General features: G+C 37.1%; 20 protein-coding genes, 1 pseudogene and 1 riboswitch. Of the genes and pseudogenes, 9 read left to right on the top strand and 12 right to left on the bottom strand.

All coding sequences use genetic code 11. From position 1 onward, the window contains the following. Positions 1-101: 101 nt before the first annotated feature. Positions 102-377 (top strand): annotated as a pseudogene (locus ACHZK0_RS25515) (hypothetical protein); the annotation flags it as partial. Positions 378-390: 13 nt separating this feature from the next. Then, positions 391-1,770, top strand: coding sequence for a zinc ribbon domain-containing protein (locus tag ACHZK0_RS25510; RefSeq protein ID WP_270606501.1), 1,380 nt, complete (start codon positions 391-393; stop codon positions 1,768-1,770). 193 nt (positions 1,771-1,963) lie between these two features. Here ACHZK0_RS25510 and ACHZK0_RS25505 read toward each other — a convergent pair whose 3' ends face one another. After that, on the bottom strand, positions 1,964-2,266 hold the full coding sequence (locus ACHZK0_RS25505) for a DUF3910 family protein (protein ID WP_270606502.1): 303 nt from the start codon (positions 2,264-2,266) through the stop codon (positions 1,964-1,966). Positions 2,267-2,345: 79 nt separating this feature from the next. After that, complete coding sequence (locus tag ACHZK0_RS25500) at positions 2,346-3,224, bottom strand: cell wall-binding protein EntA (RefSeq protein WP_097863761.1); 879 nt, start codon at positions 3,222-3,224, stop codon at positions 2,346-2,348. Between the two features lie 665 nt (positions 3,225-3,889). Between ACHZK0_RS25500 and opuD the strand changes: the two genes are divergently transcribed. Both opuD and ACHZK0_RS25490 read left to right on the top strand, forming a co-directional pair. Further along, entirely contained in the window at positions 3,890-5,407 is a 1,518-nt protein-coding gene (opuD, locus tag ACHZK0_RS25495) for a glycine betaine transporter OpuD (RefSeq protein ID WP_395761008.1), read from the top strand. 282 nt (positions 5,408-5,689) lie between these two features. Further along, positions 5,690-5,824, top strand: a complete 135-nt coding sequence (locus ACHZK0_RS25490; RefSeq protein WP_000833067.1) for a hypothetical protein — start codon at positions 5,690-5,692, stop codon at positions 5,822-5,824. A 146-nt stretch (positions 5,825-5,970) separates the two neighbouring features. Here the strand turns inward: ACHZK0_RS25490 and ACHZK0_RS25485 are convergent, their stop codons facing one another. The 6 genes from ACHZK0_RS25485 to ACHZK0_RS25460 form a co-directional block, all read right to left on the bottom strand. Beyond that, the gene (locus ACHZK0_RS25485) at positions 5,971-7,272 is read right to left on the bottom strand and encodes a glycosyltransferase family 2 protein (RefSeq protein WP_000988760.1); all 1,302 of its coding nucleotides are present in this window, start codon (positions 7,270-7,272) and stop codon (positions 5,971-5,973) included. Next, positions 7,269-8,024, bottom strand: coding sequence for a dGTP triphosphohydrolase (locus tag ACHZK0_RS25480; protein WP_262740466.1), 756 nt, complete (start codon positions 8,022-8,024; stop codon positions 7,269-7,271). Before ACHZK0_RS25480 ends, ACHZK0_RS25485 begins: the two co-directional genes overlap by 4 nt. 255 nt (positions 8,025-8,279) lie before the next feature. After that, on the bottom strand, positions 8,280-9,491 hold the full coding sequence (locus ACHZK0_RS25475; protein WP_262740467.1) for a NupC/NupG family nucleoside CNT transporter: 1,212 nt from the start codon (positions 9,489-9,491) through the stop codon (positions 8,280-8,282). Positions 9,492-9,837: 346 nt separating this feature from the next. Further along, entirely contained in the window at positions 9,838-11,610 is a 1,773-nt protein-coding gene (locus ACHZK0_RS25470; protein WP_395761007.1) for an SH3 domain-containing protein, read from the bottom strand. A 210-nt stretch (positions 11,611-11,820) separates the two neighbouring features. Continuing rightward, positions 11,821-12,702 carry a D-amino-acid transaminase gene (locus tag ACHZK0_RS25465; RefSeq protein WP_262740469.1) on the bottom strand — a complete coding sequence of 294 codons (882 nt, stop codon included), beginning with the start codon at positions 12,700-12,702 and terminating at the stop codon, positions 11,821-11,823. A gap of 507 nt (positions 12,703-13,209) precedes the next feature. Then, complete coding sequence (locus tag ACHZK0_RS25460; RefSeq protein WP_061679362.1) at positions 13,210-15,138, bottom strand: LTA synthase family protein; 1,929 nt, start codon at positions 15,136-15,138, stop codon at positions 13,210-13,212. A gap of 546 nt (positions 15,139-15,684) precedes the next feature. On the opposite strand from ACHZK0_RS25460, the gene ACHZK0_RS25455 reads away from it, so the two are divergent. After that, positions 15,685-16,050 carry a YkvA family protein gene (locus tag ACHZK0_RS25455; RefSeq protein ID WP_262740470.1) on the top strand — a complete coding sequence of 122 codons (366 nt, stop codon included), beginning with the start codon at positions 15,685-15,687 and terminating at the stop codon, positions 16,048-16,050. A gap of 50 nt (positions 16,051-16,100) precedes the next feature. Next, positions 16,101-16,592: a metal-binding protein gene (locus tag ACHZK0_RS25450; protein ID WP_395761006.1), complete on the top strand. Its 492-nt coding sequence runs from the start codon at positions 16,101-16,103 to the stop codon at positions 16,590-16,592. A 51-nt stretch (positions 16,593-16,643) separates the two neighbouring features. Here the strand turns inward: ACHZK0_RS25450 and ACHZK0_RS25445 are convergent, their stop codons facing one another. Beyond that, on the bottom strand, positions 16,644-16,961 hold the full coding sequence (locus ACHZK0_RS25445; protein WP_395761005.1) for a DUF4870 domain-containing protein: 318 nt from the start codon (positions 16,959-16,961) through the stop codon (positions 16,644-16,646). A gap of 296 nt (positions 16,962-17,257) precedes the next feature. Between ACHZK0_RS25445 and lldP the strand changes: the two genes are divergently transcribed. Together lldP and thiC are read left to right on the top strand one after the other, a co-directional pair. Continuing rightward, positions 17,258-18,919: an L-lactate permease gene (lldP, locus tag ACHZK0_RS25440; protein ID WP_001099312.1), complete on the top strand. Its 1,662-nt coding sequence runs from the start codon at positions 17,258-17,260 to the stop codon at positions 18,917-18,919. Between the two features lie 71 nt (positions 18,920-18,990). Continuing rightward, positions 18,991-19,106: riboswitch (TPP riboswitch) on the top strand. A gap of 113 nt (positions 19,107-19,219) precedes the next feature. Then, positions 19,220-20,980, top strand: coding sequence for a phosphomethylpyrimidine synthase ThiC (gene thiC, locus ACHZK0_RS25435; protein ID WP_395761004.1), 1,761 nt, complete (start codon positions 19,220-19,222; stop codon positions 20,978-20,980). Between the two features lie 101 nt (positions 20,981-21,081). Here thiC and ACHZK0_RS25430 read toward each other — a convergent pair whose 3' ends face one another. From ACHZK0_RS25430 to cydA, 3 genes are all read right to left on the bottom strand, one after another. After that, the gene (locus tag ACHZK0_RS25430; protein ID WP_262740474.1) at positions 21,082-22,440 is read right to left on the bottom strand and encodes an arsenic transporter; all 1,359 of its coding nucleotides are present in this window, start codon (positions 22,438-22,440) and stop codon (positions 21,082-21,084) included. A 332-nt stretch (positions 22,441-22,772) separates the two neighbouring features. Beyond that, positions 22,773-23,798 (bottom strand): cytochrome d ubiquinol oxidase subunit II, encoded by a 1,026-nt coding sequence (locus ACHZK0_RS25425; RefSeq protein ID WP_262740475.1) that lies wholly within the window; start codon positions 23,796-23,798, stop codon positions 22,773-22,775. Continuing rightward, positions 23,791-25,146, bottom strand: coding sequence for a cytochrome ubiquinol oxidase subunit I (gene cydA, locus ACHZK0_RS25420; RefSeq protein WP_061679355.1), 1,356 nt, complete (start codon positions 25,144-25,146; stop codon positions 23,791-23,793). Before cydA ends, ACHZK0_RS25425 begins: the two co-directional genes overlap by 8 nt. Positions 25,147-25,401: 255 nt before the next feature. On the opposite strand from cydA, the gene ACHZK0_RS25415 reads away from it, so the two are divergent. After that, the gene (locus tag ACHZK0_RS25415) at positions 25,402-25,551 is read left to right on the top strand and encodes a hypothetical protein (protein WP_103626889.1); all 150 of its coding nucleotides are present in this window, start codon (positions 25,402-25,404) and stop codon (positions 25,549-25,551) included. The last annotated feature ends 81 nt before the right edge of the window (positions 25,552-25,632 follow it).

Here is a 25,632-nt window from a genome sequence, read left to right as displayed (position 1 = left end):
GCAACTTCGTGATGATGAAGTTCGAGTAGATTTGTTGAAAGGTATTGTAGCACGAGTATAAGAGTTTGATATTGCTATTTATAACACATGCAGAAAAATGTCTAATTTACAGAGCCGAGAACAAAAAGGCAGTGAAGTTGCGGTGGTCCATTATCAGTAGCGGTGTGTATTGCTGTTTATACTGGATGACGCTTTATGTAAATGGATTAGCAAAAATTCATATTACAGCCTCAGGAAGTAAGGAAATTATGAAGGAGTTCGCTGGAAGTTCTGGACCGATATTATCTATTCAAAGCAACACGTTATATTTAATAGTAGGTAGTTTTCTTATTTCTTGCGTATTAACATTCGCGGTTATGAAATTAGTAAAAAAATAAGGGGGAGAAATACTTGAAGTTTTGTAGAACATGCGATAAACAAGTTGCAGGGCAAGTGAAATTTTGTCCTAGTTGCGGAAGTAAAGTAGAAGAGGTTGCTGATCAAACAGCTTCTTCACATTTAGAAATGAAGAGAGAAACAAAGCCAGTCAAAAGTAAGAAAAACATGTTTTTACTTATAGGTTTTTTCATTGTTTTTGCTATTTTGTTTGGCGTATATAAATTTGGTGCAAGTAAGTTTTCGAAGGAAAAGCAAGTAAATGCAATGATCGAAGCATTCCAAAATAAAGATGTAAATGCAATCGATGAGTTTGTGAAGGTAGATGATCCAAGCTTAAAGGTTAAGACAGAAGATATTAAGGCGTACATACGTTATTTAAAGGAGAATCCTTCGTACAATAAAGCATTGCTGTCCTATTTACAAAAAGAGACAGTAAATCAAGAACTTGCAAAGGATAAAGTGTCCTTTAAAGATGGGCAAGTTGTAGAAGATGGAAAAGAGTTGTTCTTATATCCGAAGTATAAGTTCAGCATGAAAGCTTATTACATGAATGTAAGTACAACTGCGAAAAATGCTGAAATATATGTGAATGATAAAAAAGAAGCAGAGCTTTCTAGTGATAAAACTTCGAAAGAATTAGGGCCATACTTCCCTGGTACTTATGTTGTAAAGGCAAAGGCGAAGGCGGAACTTGCTGAATTAGAGACAGAAAAAGAAGTGGATTTAGCGGATGAAAAAGATGGAGCAATAGAAGTGAATTTATCACTTGAAGGAAATTATGTAACCATTTCTTCTGATGAAAAGGATGCAACTGTATTTGTCAATGGTAAGAAGAGTGGTAAGTTGAGTCGCGGAAGTTATAAACTTGGTCCTGTACCAACAGATGAAACAGTAGAGGTGCATTTAGAGAAAAACACTGATATGGGTGCTATTAAATCTGAAAGTGTTAAAGTGGGAGAGCAAAGTACATATTACTTAAAATTCCCGAAAGAAACATCAAGTTCGGCTGTTGGTGACTTTGTACGAAATCATCTTTATGATAATGTGCGTGCGATTTCATTAAATGATTTTAGTCTAGTTGAAAATAATTATGATAAGAGCGGGAAATCGTACAAGGAAGACCGTGATTATATACAATATTTACACAAAAAAGGAATTACTGAAGATTTATTAACGATAGAAATTCGTAATGTAGAGCGTCAAAGTGCTACGAAATATAAAGTAACGACATATGAAGAGTATCATATTCGTTACGGTGATGGATCTGTGAAGTTCAAAAGCTTTAATAATGACCATATCGTTACTGTTAATGGAGATGGAAAGATATTGTACCATTCTCTTGGAGCGAATAATACGCTTAAGTCAGAGGAAGTATCTGGTCCGACTCGCTAATAAAGGAGAGAGGTTGTTCAATATTGTTGAACAGCCTCTTTTTTGTAGTTTATTTTTCTTGTAAATCTTTGCTAGTAAGTCGATATTTCGTGTCGAAACGTTGATATATTTTTCTCTACTTGTGTTCACGAAGGGAAAATAAAAGGATATCACTTAGCCGAAAAAAACAGCTAGGTGATATCCTTTTTTACAATTATGAGCGCGTTTCCTTTAATATCACTTGCACATATGGATCATGTAATATTTGTTCTATGATTGGTAACATGTTTTGTTCGAATGGAATGTCGATAGGAAATGGTTTTTGTGAGCCAGGTTTGATTCCATATTGGACAATTTTGTAATGTGTATTTTCTTCAGAACTGAGTACAATTAATTTATATCGATTGTCATCGCCAGCGAGTGAAAAGTCAATGGAAGTAGCGTCGTATGTTACTTCATCCTTATATATATACGGTTTTGGTGTACCGATCCAGTCTACTTTTGCTTGTATATTCATGGACATAACCTCCTTATAGTCATTATAAAAAAATAAAAGCCAGCTCTCAACAAAGAGAACTGGCCTTAGCAGTCATTGGTTATTTTAAAATTTTCACTTTAACAGTTTTGCGTCCCCATTTTTGAGCAGCGCTATCTGATCCAAGTAGGATGTCGATACGGTTACCTTTAATCGCACCGCCAGTATCTCCAGCGATAGCTTCTCCGTAACCTTCTACCCATACTTTAGATCCTAATGGGATTACTTTCGGGTCAACAGCAATCATTTTCATGTTTGGGTTCGCTGTTAAGTCATGACCCATTGCAGTTAATACACGGCCACCGTATGTGCCACCGTTTTCGCTCGGGTGAGCTGTATATGCTGTAGCTACAACTGTTAACTCACGACCATTAGAAGGTTCGCTAGTTTCAGCAGCTTTCACAGCAGGCTTAGCAGCTGGTTTTGCTTGTGCTGCAGGTGCTTGCGCTTTAGCTGGTGCTACAGTTTTAGCAGGAGCAGGTTGTTCTTGTTTCTCAATAACAGGTGCTGTACCTGTTAAGAAAGGAACGTGAACATAAGCTGTTTTCCCGTTATATTCGAATTGTAACCACTCATTTTGTACTTGGTTCGTTGTTTCGATCATATCGTCTTTCTTCAACGTTCCAAGAACTTCTGAGTCTGTGTTCGCTTCAGCACGTACGTTTAATACGTTAGCTGTTACGTAGTAGATGCTTTTTGTAAACTCTGAACTTACGAATGCGTCTTTACCATCTAAAGTGATTTTTGACCATCCGTTCTCTGTATTTTGAACATCTATTTTATTACCGTTTAGTAATTTACCGACAACTTTTGATTCCGTAGTAGGGTTTTCGCGTACATTTAGTACGTCTGTTGTTACAACAGTTTCTGCATTAGCAGATGATGTGAAAATCCCAAGACCAAAAACTGCTGCTGTTGCTATTCCAATTAATTTTTTCATGATAGCCTCCATTGCGTTTGTTTTCGTGTCCTCATTATAGCAACAGATTTTTTCGGATTTCGGGAAAACACACAATTACAAACCATTCGTAATAAGTCGTTAACATCCTGTAATATAACAAAAAATATAGGAAAGCGTTTTTCATTCCATATGATTATTAGGTTTCTACTTATATTCAAAATATTTAATACAACATATTGTTTTCGGCGTAAATAAAAATATTACAGGAGTGTTACATGATGTTTACTAAACGATTACATTCCTTGAGTATTTTACCGTTTTATGGGTAATATAGTTATATAAACATAAACATTTTGTTTGTGAAACTATAAACACGTGCTATATACTAGCAAAAAAACCGCATAATTGTTACAAACAGAAAGGGTTGCAAGGAAGAAAAATGCCCTTTTTTACATCTGTAACACATCCTTTTTTGGGAAAACACATTCCCATCCGCATTTTTCTCGCACAATTTGACAGCAGTATTTCGATCTTGTAGCTCTTGCAGAGTAAAAAGATTATACGGAAGGTAAGGCTGTCCATAAGAATTCGAATTGGTGAAGGTGAAAGTAAGAAAATCACCGTAAAAATCATAGTTTTCTATCCGATTTTACATATCGGAATTGATGTTATTTACAAAAGTGAAACCTACGAAGGGGGATTTGATGAGGAAACTGACAAAAACATTCATCGTTTCATTAACATTATGTATTGCATTTACAATTTGGGGGATTATTCCCGAATCTATTATTGGAAAAGGTAGCTTAGGAAATATAACAACCGCAATTCAAACTGCATTAGTTAGTAAGTTTGGATGGTTCTATATTATTTCTGTTTCTATTATATTAGGTGTGTCTATCTTTTTAATTGTTTCGAAATACGGTTCTATTCGTTTAGGTAAAGACGATGATGAACCTGATTATAGTTATATGACATGGTTTGCTATGCTATTTAGCGCTGGTATGGGTATCGGTTTAGTTTTCTGGGGCGTTGCCGAACCGTTAAACCATTTATACGCACCTCCATTTGGAGAAGGTGCAACTGAGGAAAGTGCGCGTCTTGCACTACGTTTTTCATTTTTCCATTGGGGATTACATCCGTGGGGACTATATGCATTTGTAGCGCTGTGTATTGCTTACTTTACTTTTAGAAAAGGAAAAGCAAGTACGATTAGTGCGACAGTAGGTCCATTATTTAAAGGCGGAGAACATGGGCGTATTGCTCATTCATTTGATGTGTTAGCTGTTTTCGCAACTGTGTTTGGTGTTGCGACATCATTAGGTCTTGGTGCAAAACAAATTGCAGGTGGTGTTAGTTATTTAACATCTATCCCGAATTCATTAACGACTCAGTTAGTTATTATTGCAATCGTAACCGTGTTATTTATGTTATCTGCGCAAACAGGCCTTGATAAAGGAATTAAATATTTAAGTAATACGAACATTATTTTTGCGTTTGCACTTATGATTATTGTATTATTTGCAGGTCCAACAAACTTTATTATGAATTACTTCACTTCAACAATCGGTTCTTATCTTCAGGAATTGCCAAGCATGAGCTTCCGTTTAAGTCCATTAGATGAAGGTGGGAACCAATGGATTCAGTCGTGGACAATTTTCTATTGGGCATGGTGGATTGCATGGTCACCATTCGTAGGTACGTTTATTGCACGTGTTTCACGAGGACGTACCATTCGTGAGTTTGTTATCGGTGTGTTACTCGTACCAACTGTGATTGGTGCGCTTTGGTTCTCTGTTTTCGGTGGAACTGGTATTCATATGGAGCTGTTTGGTGATGCTCATATCTTTGAAAAAATTAAAGAGATGGGAACAGAAGTAGGATTATTCGCTATGTTTGATCAGATGGGAAGCTACGGATCAGCTTTATCAGTTCTAGCTATTCTTCTTATTTCTACATTCTTTATTACATCTGCAGACTCTGCGACATTCGTTCTAGGGATGTTAACGACACATGGTAGTTTAAATCCACCAAACCGCATTAAAATGGTTTGGGGTATCGTTTTAGCCGCGTTAGCTTCTATCTTATTATATGTAGGTGGATTAGAAGCCTTACAAACGGCAGCTATCATAGCGGCATTCCCATTCGTTTTCGTTATTTTCTTTATGATGGCAGCATTATTTAAAGAGTTACAAAAAGAAGGGCGTATGAAGCGTCATAAATAATAGAAGGAAAAAGAGCTGATTATGTATCAGCTCTTTTTTATATAGAAGGAACGTTAACAGCAAGTCAGGGAAATAAAATACTTTACTATATAAGTAGTATGCCTTTTATATAAAGAAAAATCGATACGTTTCGACAAATTCCGATAATTTGTAAATTCTATTCATATTTTTGACAAAAAATTGTCGGAAATGTGTTGTCACGTTTATGTATATGTGCTATATTATTTCCTGTAAGCGATTTCAAATAGTTTTAAAGCGCATTCAAGGGGGACATCTAGAATAATGAAACGTTACGAAAGAAAGTGGAAGCATATTTGTTTGAAACGTGTGGCACATCGTAGTGTCCAAGAAAGCACGGAACCTAAGACTGAAACGCGCAAAGAACAGCAAGAGAAGCAATTGGTTCTACAAAAATAGCAATCACTTTTTCGTATATAAATGAAGGTCAATCGTTCGTTGGGGGATGGACGTGAAATTACTTTCAGCTAAGGGGTATTGTCTGATATATAATTTATACGGCAATAAATAAGCACAGAGCATACGGCGCTCTGTGCTTATTTTTATTATTTATCTTTTTTGAATCGAACTGTTTTATCCCAGCCAATGACTTGTTTCTTGCTCTTTGCACGTAAGTATAAAATTAAGCTACGAATGAATAAGTACGTAAAGAGCTGTGCGTACGTAAAGTACATGATAACACTAATAAAAATATTAGTTGGTGTAAAGGTTCGTTCTACACTCTGGGCACTAAATAATTGAGAAACATATGTAATATATGCGACATACCACATAAATAGTAGCGGAATGCTATATTGAATTTGGAATATCCCGAGTAACCCAATTACAAACCAAACGTTCGAGATGATTAAGAATAGCCAAAATACAACATACACTAAAACTTGTTGTAAGGAATGGACGAGAAGTTTTCCTTTAAAGAAACTTAAGGAAGAAAACATTTTTTCTAAAATATACAAGTTCCCTTGGAGCCAACGTGTACGCTGCTTAATAAGGATTTTTAAATGCTCAGGTTCTTGTTCCCATGTAATCGATTCTGGAACGATTGGCAAGAGATAGCCTTTTTGTGTAATTCGTAATGTTAATTCAGCGTCTTCTGCAATTGCATACGGATCATAACCGCCAAGTTCTTCTAATGCAGAGCGGCGAAGAAGCATGTTTGTTCCTGTTAGTGAGCCTGTTTGGAATAGTAACCAGCGTCCGGATTGCATAAGGAGCTGGAAGATTTGAAATTCTAACGAAATCATTCGTGTTAGCCAGTTTCTTTTTTCATTTACAGTACGAACGTGACCGACAGCTCCAACAGCATCCTCGGTTGTTTCAGCGTGTTCTACAAGCATTCGTAGTGCATGTGGTTCAGGCTGGTTATCTGCATCATACACACAGAAGTATTCACCATCTGAAATACTAAGACCATAGTTTAATACACGCGATTTCCCTTTTGGTTCACCCGCCGGTACACGAATGTGACGAATATGAGCATAAGCTTTATCGAAATCGTCACCAATTTCAGGTGTCTCATCTTGAGAGTTATCGTTTAATAAATAAACAGTTAGTTTGCCTGGATATTCAATCTTCGCCATCGCCTCTAAAGTATCTTTAATAACGACACCTTCATTGTGGGCTGGTATTAAAATGTCGACGCTTGGATAATGTTCTAGCGTACGATCTTTTCGTTTCCTATTTCGGTGAACTAAGCCCGCAAGTGTTAAGAAAGAATAGTAAACGAGTAAGCCAGAGAACAGAAAGGCTGTAAAAATAAGTACATATTTAATTGAAAATGTGATGCTGATCCAAAAAACAAGTACGCAAAACAGGAGGAATAAAAGGAGTATAACGAGTGTCATCATAATACTGTCGGTCCTTTTGTAGCGATTTGTTCTCGTTTAATCTTAATATCTTGAATTGCCTCAGCTGCAAGCCATTTTTCCATTTTAGGCTGTAGGCGGTTCATTACAATATCGGCACCAGCTTCATTTGTATTTTGTAATAAAATGACTAATGTGTTGTTATCATATTCAGCAACAAGGTCAAAGTCAGCCCTTACCGTTTCAACTAATAATGAAGCTACACGGTCCATAACACTTTCCTTCGTATATTTACTAAAGGGAGTGAAGTCAAAATAAATCATAAGGCCTGTTTCATTACGACGATTCATTGCATTTATTAATAATGCTTGTCGTCTTTCAAATTCTTGTCTTGTTAATAATTTTGATTCTCCAATGTATTGTTCTAACGTTCTCACACGTTCGGTTAATTCTTTATTTTCATGAATAACCTTCTTTAATAAATGAGTTGAGATATATACGATGAAGAAGTTTGCTGCCATTAGGAAGTGGGTAATAATGTATTCCCATTGTTCTGATGTACTCCATAAGTAAAGCCATGCTTGGTAGAATAGGTAGAACACCGAAATAATGGTTCCTAATATGAAGAGAACAAATGCAGTTTTATCAGTCAATAATAGAAATAGTACATTAACAATTACATATATAATTGTAAAAATAAGAGCATGCTCATATTGCGTTACATGTACAGTTGTAAAATAAAATAAAATTTGTAAAATCCACATAGAGAGGACTTTATAGAAGTTATTTTTCACAAAACTTTCCTCCTTAAAGGTAATTCATGCAAGGATACTTGTAGTATGCACAATTATTAAGAAATAGACCGGATGGCTAAATTCTTTTAGAGAGAGCAACAACAAGTAGTATCTCTCTTTTGCAAGAAAAAATAAACAGACTTACTAATTATTGTATCATAATGTTCTTATATTTAAGCATAAAGTATTTAATATATATCGAAAAAATATATAACAAAAAGTCCCCTCTTTAGAAAAGAGGGGACTTATATCAATTTATAGGAACATCATACCTGCAACTGCTGCATTTAAGAAGTTCGCTAGTGTACCAGCGATAACTGCTTTAATCCCTAATTGTGCAATTTGTTTACGACGAGTAGGAGCTAGCGTTCCTGTTACACCTAACTGAATTGCGATAGAAGAGAAGTTTGCGAATCCACAGATTGCGAATGTTAAAATTAAGTTTGTTTTTGCAGAGAACTCTGCCATGTGTGGTCCTAAGTTTGCATATGCAACGAATTCGTTGATTGCAAGTTTTTGACCGATAAAGCTTGCTGCTTGTACAGCTTCACCAGGAGAAACCCCGATTAAGATTGCAAATGGTGATAGTAAGTAACCGAAGATTAAATCAAGGCTAAGTTTAATATGGAACAGAGAGCCAATTAATCCTAATAGACCATTTAATAAAGCGATTAATGCGATGAAAGCCATTAACATTGCTGCTACGTTAATAACAAGTTGCATACCTTCAGATGCACCACGTGCTGCTGCGTCAATAACGTTTGCGTCTTCACGTTCTGTAGAAAGTTCAACGTTATTATCAACTTCTTCTGTTTCTGGCATAATTAGTTTCGCAATTAATAAACTTGATGGAGCTGCCATAATTGCTGCTGCTAATAAGTGTTCTAACGGAATACCCATTGCTGCATAGCCGACAAGAACTGATCCGGCAACAGCTGTCATACCGCTTACCATAATAGCGAAGAATTCACTGTTTGTTAAACGTGTTAAGTAAGGTTTGATTAAGATTGGAGCTTCAGTTTGTCCTAAAAATACAGTTGTTACTGAGTTTAAACTTTCTGCTTTAGAAGTTCCAAGAAGTTTACTTAATGCGCCACCAACGACACTGACAAATTTCTGCATAATACCGAAATGATATAAGATTGCAACTAATGAACTAATAAATACGATTGGAAGTAGTGCTTGAATGAAGAAAACAAATCCCCAAGGGCCTTTTGCGTTGACTAAATCCCCAGCAACGAACTTAATTCCCTCGTAAGAAAAATTAATTAATCCTTGAACGCCATCTGCAGCGTGTTTTAAACCTGCTTTTCCGGCATCCCATCGTAATACGATAAATGAAAATGACATTTGTAATGCTAGCGCGATTAAAATTGTGCGCCAATTAATAGCTTTGCGGTTGGAAGATAGTAAGAAAGCAATTGCTAATACTCCAATCACGCCGCCAATTCCCCATAAAAGATTCATGCAGTGTATGCTCCTTCCTCATAGTAAAAAAAGTGTATAAACCAGTTGTCTATACGTTTACGAATATAACATCTTAAGTAACTTATCATAATGGACATCAGAGGTCAAACGTCTAACGAAAAGTTTAAATAAAAAGAAAATTCTTTAAAAAAACACATATAAAATGAATAGACATGAAATAGGTTATGTTTTTTATGTGAAAATATACATTATGATAACGTTATGGATCATTATTGTAGAATATAGTGTATGAAATAGGAAAATAGATACATTATTTTTTGAGGGAAATAGGTTATACACATTAAAAAGAGCCTTCTAGTAATCTAGAAGGCTCTAAAAATATAACTTAAGGTGCTTTCGTATAACCTAAGAAATGCTTACTCCAATAAGAATTGCTTAATGAAGCGATTGCGACACCTTTATCTCCAGCTTGGATAAACGATCCGCCTCCAAGATAAATACCCATATGAGAAGGACCAGCTTTATAAGTGTCTTTGAAATAAATTAAGTCACCTGGTTGTGGATTTGAAGTTTGTGGTAGGCTACCCCAATATCCCGCAACACTTTGACGACTAATGTTATGACCAAATTTCTTAAATACGTGGTAAATGTAGCCACTACAGTCAACACCGTTAGCAGAAGTACCGCCCCAAACGTATGGTACGCCTTGCATTCCTTTTGCATATGCAAGTATGGAAGAACTATCGCCGCTATTATTACCTGTATTATTATTGTTGTTGTTGTTGTTGTTGTTGTTATTGTTTTGATTATTATTTTGGTTGTTGTTAGGTTTATTATCTACTGCGCCACCTACTGGTGTTTTAGAAAGGTAACGTGTTCCGATATAACCAGTTTGGCCATTGTAGTTAATTTTACTCCATCCAGAGTTTTCAGAGATTACTTGAACCTTCTGTCCTTGTGGAAGAGCCCCTATGATTCTATAATTTGTACCTTCGCCGCTACGTACATTTAAGGCAGAAGCATTAATGTAGTAGTCACCAATTGCACCTTGATTAGGTTGTTCAGGTTGTTTTGGTTGCTCAGGAGTAGCAGTGCCACCTTTAACGAATTTTACAAACTCGCTACTAACGAAGCCTGTTTTTCCTTGATAGTTTACTTTAAACCAACCGTTTTCAGATCCAACTACGTTTAATGTAGTCCCATTTAACACGCCGCCAATTACACTATGGTAAGCAGCAGGGCCTGTACGAACGCGTAGAGATGTTGCGTTAACAACGTAAGTACCGCCAGTTTGAACAGTTACATTATTGTTTTGTTCTTGTTTGTTATCTTGGTTGTTTCCTTGTGTAACGTTGTCGTTAGAACCGCCTTTTGTTACGTAGTCTTTGCTTACGTAAGCAGTTTGTCCTGCATAATTGATTTTGAACCAATCTTGAACTTCGCCAACAACTTGTACAACTTGTCCTTTTGTAACAGAAGCTACAGTTGTATGAGAAGTGCTAGGGCCTGTACGAACACGAAGGGAAGATACATTTACTGTATAGTTTCCGCTTGCTGGTTTTACAGATTCTTGGTTGTTATTATTCGTATTGTTGTTTGAAGAACCTGTATTAGAAGAAACACCAGATACAAATTCGCCACTTACATAACCAACTTGTCCATTATGGTTGATTTTCACCCAACCATTTTCTTGACCAATTACATTTAATGTTTGTCCTTCATATACACGTCCTGAAACAGAACTAGAAGCATTAGGAGCGGTACGTACACGTAATACATCAGCAGTAACTTTATTGTTTCCACCTGATGTATTTACATTAGTATTGCTTGCTCCATTTTTTGATACAAATTCGCCGCTAACAAAGCCGGTTTGTCCATTCATGTTAATTTTGAACCAACCATTTTCTTCGCCAACCACGTTTAAAGATTGACCGTTATACACGCGTGAGATGATGTCGTGAGAAGTACTAGATCCTGCACGAACATGTAATACGCTAGTGTTTACCGTATAAGATGAGCTGTTTGATGCGGAAGCTTGGACAGTTTGTGTAGCAGCTTTTTGTGTATTTTGTTCAGGGGCAGCTTGAACACTATCAAGTGTAGGTGCTGCTCCTCCTGCTACAGACACTGCCGCAAGACCGGCAAGGTATTTTTTCATAATTTGTCGATTCCTTTCTGTCTGTAATGTAGTGAAGAAATATTTACCAACTGTTAAAAATTCTAAAGAGCATGTCGATTACTGTCAAGACTTATGCGGTAATCTGAATATGACAAAAAGATTACAGAAAAAAATCAAGGCATAAATCTATACCTTGATTTCCATTTAAATACATATATTGAATGTAGAAAGAAAAGAAATTATTCGTGTTTAAGAAGACATATTGGATTGTAGCAAGCTTTGAGAAAAGGATCTTTGTAGCACTTTTGTGATAGGGCCAACTTGCCCATCTTGAATTGCAGTTCCATCAAGGTGAGTCATCGGCAAAATTTCAATCGTCGTTCCTGTAAAGAAACATTCATCCGCTTGATAAACATCGCGAATGCTAAATAGTTCTTCTTGTACAGGAATGCGAAGGGTTTTCGCTAAAGAAAGGATATATTGACGAATGATGCCATTTAAAATAAGGTGATTGGCTGGATGTGTGTAGAGAGTTCCGTTTTTTATGAGAAAGAAATTAGAACAGCTTCCCTCAGTTACAGTGCCATTTCGTACGAAAAGAGCCTCTTTGCATCCTTTACGTTCAGCTTTCGTAGCAGCTAATATATTGGGTAATAAATTTAATGATTTGATATCACAGCGTAGCCAGCGTGTATCTGGTTCTGATATAGCACGTACACCATATTCAATCCATAACGCAGGTCTTTCTTTCTTCGTAATATAGGCATAGATTGTCGGCGGGACGTCATATGAGAATGTGTGGGTACGAGCTTGTACACCACGAGATACTTGCAAATAAATCGTTCCATCTTCGTAGAAATTATTACTTTCAATTAGTTTGTAAAGTAGGATGATAAGTTCTGCTTTTGAGAAAGGGAGTGATAATTCTATTTCTTCCATGGAGCGATATAATCTTGTGATATGCGGATCTAATAAGTGAAAGTTACCTTTATATAGGCGAATAACTTCGTAGACACCATCTCCAAACTGTAAGCCTCTTTCTTCAAGTTCTATGTACGCTTTTTGTTTCGTTGTATCAATAACTGCATCATTCCAAAGTACAAATCTTTCATATGCCAATTTCCGTCCCATCCTTTCGTAAGTGCATAAGTAAAGTGAAGTTTTCATTCGGAATAAAAATCACTATAGTAATTTTTATGTGAGTACTTCTTTACATATGACGTATATGTATTTGTAAATGGTAGAGAAGTAGTAGTGATTTACAGCATTTTGTATATACAAATTCGGAAATAAGAAATAAGAATCCTGCTTTTGAATAAAAAAAAGCAACATTCTTATGGAATGCTGCACAAGGAGGGTAGCTATCTTTCATAGGGACATCGTCTTATTGAATGTTTTGTGTATGGAAACAAAACACATTGAAAGACAATTATAAGAAAGTAGAAATAAACGATTCATATATTTCTTTAAGGGATCTTATTAAAGATGAGAGATAAGAAATATATAGAACCTCGCTTACATATTTTATTATAGAGATGTTTCATTAATCCTATGTGAATATTTGGTAAAGGTTATGTAATGTTAAAGTTAATGAATATAAGTGATTGTATGGAGAAATATAAAAAAAAGAGGCTGAGATTACTCAGCGCTCTTCTTTTCTTCTTTAATAGCTGTCTTTACTTCACCAGTTTTGGTCTTATTACTTTCAGAGAAGCGAAGTAAGTCACCTTCAATGATTTTGTCAGACATGTTCAATTCATTTTGTGCACGATCAATAAGTGGTTGAGATTCTTCTTTCGGTAATTGTACAACTTCGCCAGTAGTACGGTCGTAGAATGTACTGTTCGTGTACATGTACTTATCTGTAATGAAGCTACCGTCACGAAGAACGACGAATCCTTTATTATCAGGTGAGAATACATCATGACCAAATTGAACTTGATTCGTAGAATCTACGCCAAGTAAGTTTAGAATTGTTGGTTTAATGTCAATTTCACCAGTTGGTTTTGAAATTGTTTTACCTTCTTTTTGACCTGGAACGTGAATAAACATCGGTGTTTTTTGTAAGTTCATATGGTCAAATGCAGTGATTTCTTCTTTTCCTAAGAACTGTGCCATTGCACGGTTATGGTTTTCAGAAATACCGTAGTGATCACCGTAGAATACGATAACTGAGTTGTCGTAAATACCTTCTGCTTTTAGACGCTCAATAAAGTGTTTCATTGCTTCGTCTAAATAGCGAGCAGTTACCATGTAACGGTCAAATACGCCATCGCCAGAATTGTATTCATCGATTAATTTCGTGCTTTCATCATAAGTGAATGGGTAATGGTTTGTTAAAGTAAGGAAGCGAGTATAGAACGGTTGCTTCACTTCTTTTAACATATCGATAGATTGATCGAAGTATTCGATATCTTTTAATCCCCAATTTAATTTCGTTTCTGGCGTAATCTTGTAGTCAAGTTCGTTGTAGTAACGATCATAACCAAGTGCCGGGTACATAATGTTACGGTTCCAGAATGTTGCGTTGTTCGCGTGGAATACTGATGTGTGGTATCCTTGCTCACGTAAAATTTCTGGAGTTGCTGTATATTCATTATTACCGTGTGTGAAGAATACAGCACCACGGTCTAGTGGATACATGGAAGTATCTACTAAGAATTCAGCATCTGATGTTTTTCCTTGCCCAGTTTGATGGAAGAAGTTATCAAAGTAATAACTTTCTTTCGTAAATTGGTTTAAGAATGGTGTAACTTCTTGTCCGTTAACTGTTGCACCAATTAAGAATGTTTGTAGTGACTCAAGAGAGACAACAATTACGTTTTTCCCTTTTGCAGTACCAAACATATTTGGATCTGGTTTACTTTGTGTTGTTTTTACGTAGTTTTCTGTTTCCTGTAACTTACTACCGTCAGCAAAAGCTTTTTGTGAACTTGATTTCGCTTGTAAGCCAAGGTCGTATACTTGGTGTACATATAAACCTAAGTTTTTAACAAGCATAACGCGGTCGAATGAACGTGTTAATAGTTCAGGACGCTCGGCTTCTGCCAGTCCTAAGTTTGCGAAGAAAATAGCAACTGTTGACACGAAGTATAGGGAACGCATTGGGCGTGCTACACGCTCTGTCGGTGCAAAATTCTTCATCTTCTTCAATAAAATGAAGAATACGATAATATCAGCAAATGCAAGGATGATTTTGTAGTTAAACAATTCTTTCACACTAGAACCTAAACTTCCAAAGTTAGATGTTTGTCCTAGTACAGGTAAAGTAACGAAGTCATTGTAGAATCCGTAGAACATTACGTTACCAACAAGAATGATTGTTAAGACAAAATTAATTCCAAGTGCTATATAGTTACGTTTTTTCCCTTTTGCAAATAATGCAAGGCCAACAAGCAGTAATGATGCTGCTAATGGGCTAAGGAATAAAATGAATTCTTGCATGAAAGATTCAAGTTTTAAATCAAAGCTTGTGCGTGTAATAATATATGTCTTCAACCATACGGCTAAAGCTACGAATACAGTGAAACGCACATTTTGAAATTGTGATTTCAAGGTTTCTTTCATTCATTTCCACCCTTTCTCTATCAGGCTTGGTCGATTTTGGAGCGAAAAATGCTAAAATAAAAAATACATAGTTTTCTTGGCCATAATTAGAGGTTCTATATTCACCCATATACGACTATAACTATGCATACCCTTTTGGTTTCTTGTGCTGCTCATAAGCATAACGTCATTTCTGTATTATACAACAAAATTCATTTCTGAGAAACACTATAACATTTTACATTTTTTGTATGAGATTTGTCACTACCAGAGAAAACTTTAACATTCGTTTATATGTCCGTCAACTAGAAAATATAACAAAGGTAGAGCAGAATGTTAAGTGGAATTGAAAATTTTCTTTGTTGAGAAATAAGAAATGACGATGGGTAAGCGGTTATCTAGAAACCTATTATATGAAGGAGAGTACAGGAAAATTAACGAACACTTGTTCTTTTTTCGTTTGTTTGTTACAATGAAAGTTCATTGATAGATTATGTGTAATTTTGATGAACTTTTACTGATAACATATTGTAGCTTATTTCTTTTTAAAAATAGGGAGGCTTTTACATGGAACAAAAATTTTCAGTTGAAGCGTTTTGGAAGAAAGTGAAACATGTTGCAAAGCAAGCAGGGCAATCGGTCATTTATGCAAGTTTATTATTGTTTTACGTTTTGCAGAAACCGGATGTTCCAAAACGAGTGAAAATTATTGTAATTGGAGCACTTGCTTATTTTATTGCACCGATTGATGCGATTCCAGATTTCGTTGCTGGAATTGGTTATACGGATGATTTAGGGGCGTTAATGGCTGCGCTATTACAAGCGTCGATATACGTCAATGAAGAGGTGAAAGATAAGGCACGAGTGAAGTTGGCAGAATGGTTTGGTTCGGATATAGACACATCCTTTATCGATCAGAAATTAGATCAATAGGTGAGAACTGTCATATGGTGACAGGGCGAACGTAAGCGAGGAAGTGCATTATGCCATCAGGAAGAACGCATACGAAAATAAACTTAATATCCCTTCCGGTTGTTTTGTTTATGCTCTTTTCGTATGGATTAACAAACTTTGATTTTTTATTAACTTTTGCAATTGGCTTTTTAGTAGGTACTACATTTTTAACGCCGGATTTAGATACGTATAGTAATGCGTATAATAAATGGGGATTCTTACGTATATTTTGGTATCCGTATAAGAAGGTAATGCCGCATCGCTCCTTCTTTACACATACAATTATACTTGGTGATGTGATTCGTATTGCATACATGTTAATTGTGTTTTCCCCGTTTTTATTCCTATTAAATGTAATCGCACTTGACGGTAATTTAATAGAAACTGCGAAGGAACATGAGGTTGAAATTACAACGTTCGTAATGGGAATTGTTGTGGCAAGCACGCTTCACATTATAGCGGATAAAGTGAATACGCGCCGCAAGAAGATGATGAGAAAAAAGAAGAAACGCAGAAGATAAAAGACACTTGCAATTTGCAAGTGTCTTTTTTAAACAAACGTTTGATTAAAATTAAGCTTTCAGCACTTTAATACCTTTTATGATGTTCCAAATGAAGTAGTATAGGCTAATAATGCCGCAAATACATAAGACAATCATTGCTCCAATTCCAAGTGTTACGTCCGGCTGATCAGATCCAAGCCCCATAATTCCTAAAATAGTTACGCCGATGAATGTAGCGATACTTGGAATAATGTGTGTCCATAGAGCGCGTTTTGCATGTGGTTTTGTTTCAGCATCGCCTACAATCCAAACGATAATAGGGAATAAGATAGGGGCAAATAATACACTAAAGTATGATAAAGCTGCTAATATTTTGTTTCCGTTCATATATATCACCTCATGAATAATGTCTGTTGTTATACTATTATTATGCAATAGTTTTGGCAAGCTTACTATCGATGAACATTACAGGAACGTGACGATTTTGTAAGATTTTCATATTAAATGATATAATTTTCAAAAAAATCTTTTGTAATAGAAATTGTTATGGTACAGTATAAATGAAAGTTATTGAAAACGTTTTCTTAAACGTTTTTTATTTTTAGACTTAAAGGTATGATGACCTGATAGTCTATTGATGAGGTTATTCTATTTAAAAGGGGATTCTTTAGGGGGAGAGAACAATGAACACATGGACACAAGTTTATGATCCGTTTGGAAACATTTGGATTTCGGCAGCGGTCGCACTTATTCCGATTATCTTTTTTTTCTTAGCTTTAGCAGTTTTCCGCATGAAGGGGTATGTGGCAGGATTTATTACAGTTGTACTTACAATTTTAGTGGCGTTATTCGCTTATAAGATGCCGTTCACGATGGCGATGGCAGCGACCGGATATGGTTTCTTATACGGACTATGGCCGATTGCTTGGATTATCATTATGTCGGTATTTTTATATAAAATATCTGTAAAAACAGGTCAATTCGATGTCATTCGTGCATCTGTATTATCGATTACAAATGACCATCGTTTACTCGTTATTTTAATTGGTTTTTCATTTGGAGCATTTTTGGAAGGGGCAGCAGGATTTGGTGCACCAGTAGCGATTACGGCAGCACTCCTTGCAGGTCTTGGATTAAATCCTTTATATGCAGCTGGTCTTTGTTTAATTGCAAATACGGCACCGGTAGCGTTCGGGGCGATGGGAATTCCGATTACAGTTGCTGGACAAGTAACTGGCATTGATCCACATAAAATTGGACAAATGGCTGGACATCAATTACCGTTTCTATCATTATTTGTTCCGTTCTTTATCGTATTTTTAATGGATGGATTTAAAGGAGTAAGACAAACATGGCCAGCTCTATTTGTAGCGGGTAGCTCATTTGCAATTACGCAGTTCATTACAGCGACGTTCTTAGGACCAGAACTTCCGGATATTACGTCAGCACTTGTAAGTTTAGTGAGTTTATCGCTATTCTTAAAAGTTTGGCAGCCGAAAGAAATCTATCAGTCTAAAGAAGCAAATAGTGAAGTAGCTGCGGCAACGACGGCGACATCTATGCCGAAACTAACGGTAGGAAAAGTAGTAAAAGCATGGTCTCCATTCATTATTTTAACTGTGATGGTAGTCATTTGGAGCCAAAGTTTCTTTAAAGCGTTATTTGCTCCAGGTGGCGCATTAGAAAGCCTCGTGTTTAAGTTTGAAGTTCCAGGCTTACACAATCTCGTAATGAAAGCAGAGCCAATTGTAAATAAACCGACGCCTTATGAAGCAATCTTGAAATTAGATATTTTATCAGCGACGGGAACAGCAATTTTAATTGCTTGTATCATTTCTATCTTTATTTTGAAAATGAGTGCAAAAGATGCAGTAGTAACATTTAAAGAAACGCTAAATGAGCTTAAGATGCCAATTCTATCTATCGGATTCGTATTAGGATTCGCGTTTATTGCAAACTATTCTGGTCTATCTTCTACATTAGCGTTAGCACTTGCAGGAACTGGCGGACTATTCCCGTTCTTCTCACCATTCCTAGGCTGGATCGGTGTATTTTTAACAGGATCTGATACGTCAGCGAATGCACTGTTCTCGAATTTACAAGCGATTACAGCGCAGCAAGTCGGTGTATCTGAAGTACTTCTCGTTGCAGCAAATACAACGGGCGGTGTAACAGGAAAAATGATTTCTCCGCAATCGATTGCGATTGCTTGTGCGGCAGTTGGACTTGCTGGAAAAGAATCAGATTTATTCCGCTTTACAGTGAAGCATAGTTTATTCTTCGTAATTATTGTTGGTATTATGACGTATGTGCAGGCATATTATTTAACGTGGATGATTCCATAAACAACAAAAGAAATAAACTTTGCATTTTTCAGATTATCGTGTATGATGGGAAAGTATTGAAAATTAAATCAGTGATAAACTAGGGGTGCCTAACGTATGCGTAGGCTGAGAGAGAAGCGCGTGATCTTCTTAACCCTTTGGACCTGATCTGGCTCGTACCAGCGTAGGGAAGTTAACGGCTTTACATAATGATGTCTTTTATGAGCCAGGTCCTTATTTTTTTATGGACCTGGCTCTTTTTATTTTGGCATGCGCTGGCCATATCTCGTCCTTGTCACGTACAGGGGGGCAAAAAAGGTTATGAAACAGTCTGTTTCAGCTGAGCAAATTGAATTGAAATCGAGTTTACCAGGAAGTAAGAAAGTGTATGTGGATGGACCGCGCGCGGGTATGAAAGTGCCGATGCGCGAGATTGAACAAAGTGAAACGAACGGCATTCCGAATCCACCAATTCGTGTATACGATACGAGCGGTCCCTATACAGATCCTGCGTATAAAGTGGAGCTGGAAAAGGGGTTGCAGGCGCCGCGTCACTCTTGGATCATAGAGCGCGAGGATGTAGAAGCATACGAAGGGCGCGAAGTGAAACCAGAGGATGACGGTGTGAAAGTGGCTTCGAAACATACACCTGTTTTTCCGCAAATGGATCGCCAGCCGCTTAGAGCAAAGCAAGGGGCAAACGTTACGCAAATGCATTATGCGCGCAATGGTATCATTACATCTGAGATGGAATATGTTGCGATTCGTGAAGGAGTAGAGCCTGAGTTTGTTCGTAAGGAAATCGCGGAAGGCCGTGCCATTTTACCAGCGAATATTAACCATCCGGAAGCAGAGCCGATGATTATCGGACGTAATTTCCACGTGAAGGTTAATGCAAATATCGGAAACTCTGCTGTATCTTCTTCTATTGCAGAAGAAGTAGAGAAGATGACGTGGGCAACGCGCTGGGGTGCAGATACAATTATGGATTTATCTACAGGTAAAAATATTCATACGACGCGTGAGTGGATTATTCGTAACGCGCCTGTACCAGTCGGAACTGTACCGATCTATCAAGCGCTGGAAAAAGTAAACGGAATTGCAGAAGATTTAACGTGGGAAGTGTATCGTGATACGTTAATTGAACAAGCGGAGCAAGGGGTTGATTACTTTACGATTCACGCAGGCGTATTACTTCGTTACATTCCGATTACTGCAAAGCGTACGACAGGTATCGTTTCACGTGGTGGTTCAATTATGGCACAGTGGTGTTTATTCCATCATAAAGAAAACTTCTTATACACTCATTTTGAAGAGATATGTGAAATTATGAAGCAGTACGACGTTTCGTTCTCTCTTGGAGATGGATTACGTCCAGGTTCGATTGCAGATGCAAATGACGAAGCACAGTTTTCTGAGCTTGAAACACTTGGTGAATTAACGAAAATTGCTTGGAAACATGATGTGCAAGTGATGATTGAAGGACCTGGACATGTACCGATGCATTTAATTAAAGAGAACATGGAAAAAGAGCTTGATATTTGTCAAGGTGCGCCGTTCTATACACTTGGGCCGTTAACAACAGATATTGCACCAGGTTATGACCATATTACATCCGCGATTGGGGCTGCAATGATTGGCTGGTTTGGAACGGCGATGCTTTGTTATGTAACGCCGAAAGAACATTTAGGTTTACCGAATAAAGATGATGTTCGAACGGGGGTTATTACGTACAAAATCGCTGCACATGCAGCTGATCTTGCGAAAGGGCACAAAACGGCTCATCAGCGTGATGATGCACTTTCAAAAGCTCGCTTTGAATTCCGTTGGCGCGATCAATTTAATTTATCTTTAGATCCTGAACGTGCGATGGAATATCACGATGAAACATTACCAGCAGAAGGTGCGAAAACAGCTCATTTCTGCTCCATGTGTGGACCGAAGTTTTGTAGTATGAGAATTTCACATGATATTCGTGAATATGCGAAAGACAATGATTTAGAAACGACAGAAGCAATTGAAAAAGGGATGAAAGAGAAAGCGAAAGAATTTAAAGACACTGGTAGTCATTTGTACCAATAATACGTTACGCCTCTTTACTTGATTGATCACACTGTAGTACCTAACTTAAATATAGAAGAAGCCCGCTTTGCTAAGACGGTAGCAAAGCGGGCTTCTGTTATTTATAAGGCGAAGAAGAGGTGTACCCAGTAGTATAAGAGGAATAATGTGACGACTGTTGTGAGAGGAATAACGATAAGGGATACACTTAAATAGTCTTTCCATTTTACTTTAATTTTGTTTTGTTTCAGGATATACATCCAAATGAGGGAAGCTAGTGTACCGATTGGTAATAATAGTGAACCGATGTCACTACCAATAATGTTTGCGAGGTAGATAGTTTTTAATGTGACTGGATCTAGCCCCATTTCTGTTAATGTGATTGTACCAATCATAAGTGCAGGATGGTTATTGAAGACGTTAGAGAGGAGGGAGACGAGCCCGCCCATTGCAAAGCTAGCATAGAGCAGATGTTGGCTTACAAGTGGTTCAAGCCAATTGACAAGCACCGCTGTTAACCCTGCGTTATGAAGCCCGTAAATAATGACATACATAGAGAATGCGAAAATTAAAATGTGCCACGGTGTCTTTTTCAAAATGTCGATAGGATTCGTTCGTAAGTAGTACCATCTCCATATGAGAAGAACGAGTGAACCGAGTACTGCAACAATTTCGATGGGGATCGATAAGAAGGATGCCACGAATAGAAGGCAGCGCATAAGGAAGACGAAACCTAATACTTTTAACATGAATTTTGTACGTTTTTGTTTCGTATCAACAGAATTTTTTCCTTTTAACGGATGGAAGTTTTTCGTGAAGAATATTTCTTCGATATCATATGAAGAAACAGGTAATCTTTCTGGTAGTTTTTTCTTTAAAACTGTGTACATAAGCCATGACATAAACAATAGTCCTAATGTTGCAGGTACAAACATCATAGCAGTATGCATATAAAGAGTCATATGAACGATATTTAATGCGATTAAGTTTACGATATTACTTACACCAATTGGTGCACTAGATGCAGTAGCAATTAAAGCACCGCTTAACAAATAAGGAATTTGTTGATGTGGTTTTAATCGAAGGTTTTTTAGAAGAAGAATTAAAATTGGGGTTGTAATTAAAATACTACCGTCGTTATTAAATAAAAGAGTCATAAGAAAACATAATAATTGAATATACCAGTATAAACGGCGACCGGAGCCTTTTGCTAAATTTGCAAGTTTCGCTGCGGACCAGTGGAAGAAGCCGAAGCTTTCTAATATAACCGCCATAACGATGGTCGCTAATATTGTTATGGAGGCACCGCCAATTTTACTAATAATGTCCATGACGTCTGGTCTTGATACAAGTCCAGTAATTAGGATAATGCCAGCGCCAATTGCTGCCGGCCACGCCTCATTTAAACCACGAGGTCGCCAAAAGATAACAATCATTGTGAAGAAGAATACAATAATAGTAATCCATATTTCAATGCTCATATTTAACCTACCTTTCTACTTTTCCTTAAACCAATGTAGCTTGTCTCAAGGTCTGTATTGGTAGTATATTCAGCAAAAAATAGGAAGAACTAGACATATGATGGATTAAAGTGAATATGTGTTTTTCAAGCTAAAGGACAAGTGTCACGAATAGTGAAATAACTATTGTGAGAGGAGTCTATAAATTAGTGGGGCGATAAGATAGAAAATGACATTTATATGAGCAATTATGGAAATATATCAGCGGTTTTTAAAATATATCGACTTATCGACAAAACATGATAAAAGGAGTCCATCCCAAAATGCCGTTTGGAACAGACTCCCCGACTATATTATTTTTCCTTCAAGAAAGTTCGATCCTTCAAGAATAAATTCCAGAAGAAAATAAATCCTGGTAGTAAAATTGCGATTCCAATTGCGTATAGGATAAGCAATGCATAGAATGTTTCTGTCGTTGTAAAACTTGTAAATACAGTTACATCAGGATAAATAATATAAGGTAAATGCGCGACACCGTAAGCGTAACTTGCAAATGCATATTGAGCGACGACTGCTAAAACGGCAATACGAGGGTATCCTAGTGTGCCATACTTTTTGTTTGTCCACCAAAGAGAAGAGTACCCGATAACGAATAAAACGATAGAAACTGTAAACCATGGGAATTGCTTTATGAGTCCTTGCATAAGCCAGTGTGTTTCCGGATCCATTACAACGAGGGCGATAATCGCCGTAACGAGTGTTGCAGGACCAAGGATGATAGCGTTTCTTCTATAAATTCTATACGAGTCTTCTGAGCCTTGCTCTCTCGCAAAATCAGCAAGAAAGAGAGAAGAGAGAAATAGTTCCGAAGTTAGCCCGAAGAGCATATAGCAGTAGATAACCGGACTAGAAAGAAGTTTTCCATACAGAAGTACTTCTTTTCCTTCAGACATTGTAATATAAGCCCCCTCTGTAACGGGTAAAACGGTAATTAATAAGGCTGGAATTAAGAGCCCAGTAATACCTGAAATTACCCGAAGGAGGAATTGATACTTTGGCAGAGAGTAAGCAAATACCATGAACGTACTACGAATTGCAATGAGTATTAAAATTAACATAACTGGCACGAACATCACTGTCGCAAGGGTGAAAGCAGCTTTCGGAAAGAAACCGAGAAAAGCGACAACGACAAAAACGAGAAATGTATTTGTTACTTCCCAAGTTGGTGATAAGTATCGATTGGCAAGTTTAGCAGCAATCGTTGGATGTTTTGCGTATACCATGCCCCAAAAACCTGCTCCAAAATCGATGGACCCTAATATACTGTATACGAAAATAAGAGCCCATAAGATGATGATTGCAATACTTTCCTCATGCACGAGAATCGCCTCCTTCGTGATGTAAATCATTTGTAAGCGGATGTTTCTTAAAGAATGTCCGTAGTACAAAAACCGTTAAAATACCGAGTCCAATATATAAAATGATGAATAGAATAAATAAAGGACCGACAAAATCAGCGCGTGTAGAAGCATCGACTGTACGTTGCATACCATAAATGGTCCAAGGTTGACGACCACTACAGCTGAAAATCCACCCGAATTCAATACCAAGCATCATAATTGGTCCACATGCGGCAGCTCCCCAAAGAAGCCACTTCGGTAATTCTGTCCCTTTTTTTCGGTAAACAAAGTACCAATATAAGAGGGCGATTGCCGCAACTGCAAAGGTAAAGGCAGCGGTGCCGACCATTAAGTTGAATAGTGTATGTGTATAAAATGGTGGCCATGTTTCTTGTGGGAATTCCTTGAGTCCTTTTACGACGGTGCTAGGGTCGAGTCCCACTAGTAGGCTAAGCATGTTCGGAATTTCTAGTGCATAGTTTAGTTCAAGTGTGTTAGGATCTACAACCCCGCCAATTGATAACGGTGCATGTGATGTCGTTTCAAATAAAGCTTCAGCAGATGCAAGTTTTTCAGGGGAATGCTTATGTAAGGCAATCGCCGATTCATGTCCCGAAAGCCACATCGTAGCACCTGTAATAAATGTCACGACGAGACCTAACAGTAGTCCCTTTTTGTGATATGCCACTTCACGTTTACTTAAATTCTTCTTTAATAATTTAAATCCAGCGATAGAGGCAATGACGGCAGCTCCAGTTGTATAGGCTGTAATCACAACGTGGAATGCGCTTGTGCCAAAACTCGGATTAAAGAAAGCTTTCCACGGATCAACGTTAAAAACTGATCCATCTGGCCCCATTGAAAAGCCTGCGGGTGTATTCATCCATGTATTTGCTGATGTAATAAGCACGGCAGATGCCGTGGCACCAATCATGACGAAGAATAGTGAGATTAATCTCATAAATGGAGGTAGTTTGTCAGCTGCATATACATAAATGGACATGAACAAAGCCTCTAAAAAGAAGGCGAAAATCTCAATTTGAAAGGGAACAGAAATCACCTGCCCAACAATTTTGGCAAAACCAGGCCAAAGAAGTGAGATTTGCACACCAACAATTGTTCCAGTTGGAATTGCTACACCGAGAAGGATGGCAAACGCCTTCGTCCATCTTTTCGCCATAATGGCGTAATCGGAATCTTTCTTCCAGTGATAGAGTATTTCACTTATAAAAATCATCAATGAAAGTCCCACGCCAAGTGTTGCAAAGATAATGTGGAATGCTAATGAAGAACCAAAAAATGCTCTTGCTAATGTTACCGTATCCATATGTAAACTCCTCTTCTTTTTTGCCATTATTTTCTGATTGAATTGGAAGATTTATTCAAAAAAACTACCAAAAATATATATGTATTTAAAAAGTGGATATGGTAATATGTTGATTGAATATTCTAAATAAAAAGAAGTTAATGTTTAATAATATTTTGTTTGTTTTTTAGTAAGGAATATTTTATAATCTTTTATGCGAACATAAGTTCTGTTTTTAAAGGTGAAGAAGTTTATGTGAAATGGAGAGGATGTTTTATGTATCCTGAAGTCATTAAAAAGATGGCATTTTCAAAAGAGCATAGAGATTTATTATTGAAGCTGTATAATAAAGAGATTACGCGTAGTGAGTATGATCGACTCGTAGAATCGCTATATAGACCTTCTAAAGAGGCTTGTGAGAGCTAGAGGAACGGGAGACAATCTAATAGATTGTCTTTTTTAAATTTATGTATGTTCTGGTAAAATTAAGGTTAGTCTTAATGGGGA

This window comes from Bacillus sp. 3G2 (assembly GCF_044324725.1).
GTDB lineage: Bacteria > Bacillota > Bacilli > Bacillales > Bacillaceae_G > Bacillus_A > Bacillus_A mobilis.
The sequence above is the reverse complement of the archived record's forward strand: the minus strand, read 5'-3'. Positions and strand labels throughout refer to the sequence as shown.

What these genes read in the sequence shown, in the direction of transcription:
- ACHZK0_RS25505 (WP_270606502.1), bottom strand. Translation starts at nt 2,266, where the DNA reads ATGAATATACAAGCAAAAGTAGACTGGATCGGTACACCAAAACCGTAT.
- ACHZK0_RS25500 (WP_097863761.1), bottom strand. Translation starts at nt 3,224, where the DNA reads ATGAAAAAATTAATTGGAATAGCAACAGCAGCAGTTTTTGGTCTTGGG.
- opuD (WP_395761008.1), top strand. Translation starts at nt 3,890, where the DNA reads ATGAGGAAACTGACAAAAACATTCATCGTTTCATTAACATTATGTATT.
- ACHZK0_RS25490 (WP_000833067.1), top strand. Translation starts at nt 5,690, where the DNA reads ATGAAACGTTACGAAAGAAAGTGGAAGCATATTTGTTTGAAACGTGTG.
- ACHZK0_RS25485 (WP_000988760.1), bottom strand. Translation starts at nt 7,272, where the DNA reads ATGATGACACTCGTTATACTCCTTTTATTCCTCCTGTTTTGCGTACTT.
- ACHZK0_RS25475 (WP_262740467.1), bottom strand. Translation starts at nt 9,491, where the DNA reads ATGAATCTTTTATGGGGAATTGGCGGCGTGATTGGAGTATTAGCAATT.
- ACHZK0_RS25470 (WP_395761007.1), bottom strand. Translation starts at nt 11,610, where the DNA reads ATGAAAAAATACCTTGCCGGTCTTGCGGCAGTGTCTGTAGCAGGAGGA.
- ACHZK0_RS25465 (WP_262740469.1), bottom strand. Translation starts at nt 12,702, where the DNA reads ATGGGACGGAAATTGGCATATGAAAGATTTGTACTTTGGAATGATGCA.
- ACHZK0_RS25460 (WP_061679362.1), bottom strand. Translation starts at nt 15,138, where the DNA reads ATGAAAGAAACCTTGAAATCACAATTTCAAAATGTGCGTTTCACTGTA.
- ACHZK0_RS25455 (WP_262740470.1), top strand. Translation starts at nt 15,685, where the DNA reads ATGGAACAAAAATTTTCAGTTGAAGCGTTTTGGAAGAAAGTGAAACAT.
- ACHZK0_RS25450 (WP_395761006.1), top strand. Translation starts at nt 16,101, where the DNA reads ATGCCATCAGGAAGAACGCATACGAAAATAAACTTAATATCCCTTCCG.
- ACHZK0_RS25445 (WP_395761005.1), bottom strand. Translation starts at nt 16,961, where the DNA reads ATGAACGGAAACAAAATATTAGCAGCTTTATCATACTTTAGTGTATTA.
- lldP (WP_001099312.1), top strand. Translation starts at nt 17,258, where the DNA reads ATGAACACATGGACACAAGTTTATGATCCGTTTGGAAACATTTGGATT.
- thiC (WP_395761004.1), top strand. Translation starts at nt 19,220, where the DNA reads ATGAAACAGTCTGTTTCAGCTGAGCAAATTGAATTGAAATCGAGTTTA.
- ACHZK0_RS25430 (WP_262740474.1), bottom strand. Translation starts at nt 22,440, where the DNA reads ATGAGCATTGAAATATGGATTACTATTATTGTATTCTTCTTCACAATG.
- cydA (WP_061679355.1), bottom strand. Translation starts at nt 25,146, where the DNA reads ATGGATACGGTAACATTAGCAAGAGCATTTTTTGGTTCTTCATTAGCA.
- ACHZK0_RS25415 (WP_103626889.1), top strand. Translation starts at nt 25,402, where the DNA reads ATGTATCCTGAAGTCATTAAAAAGATGGCATTTTCAAAAGAGCATAGA.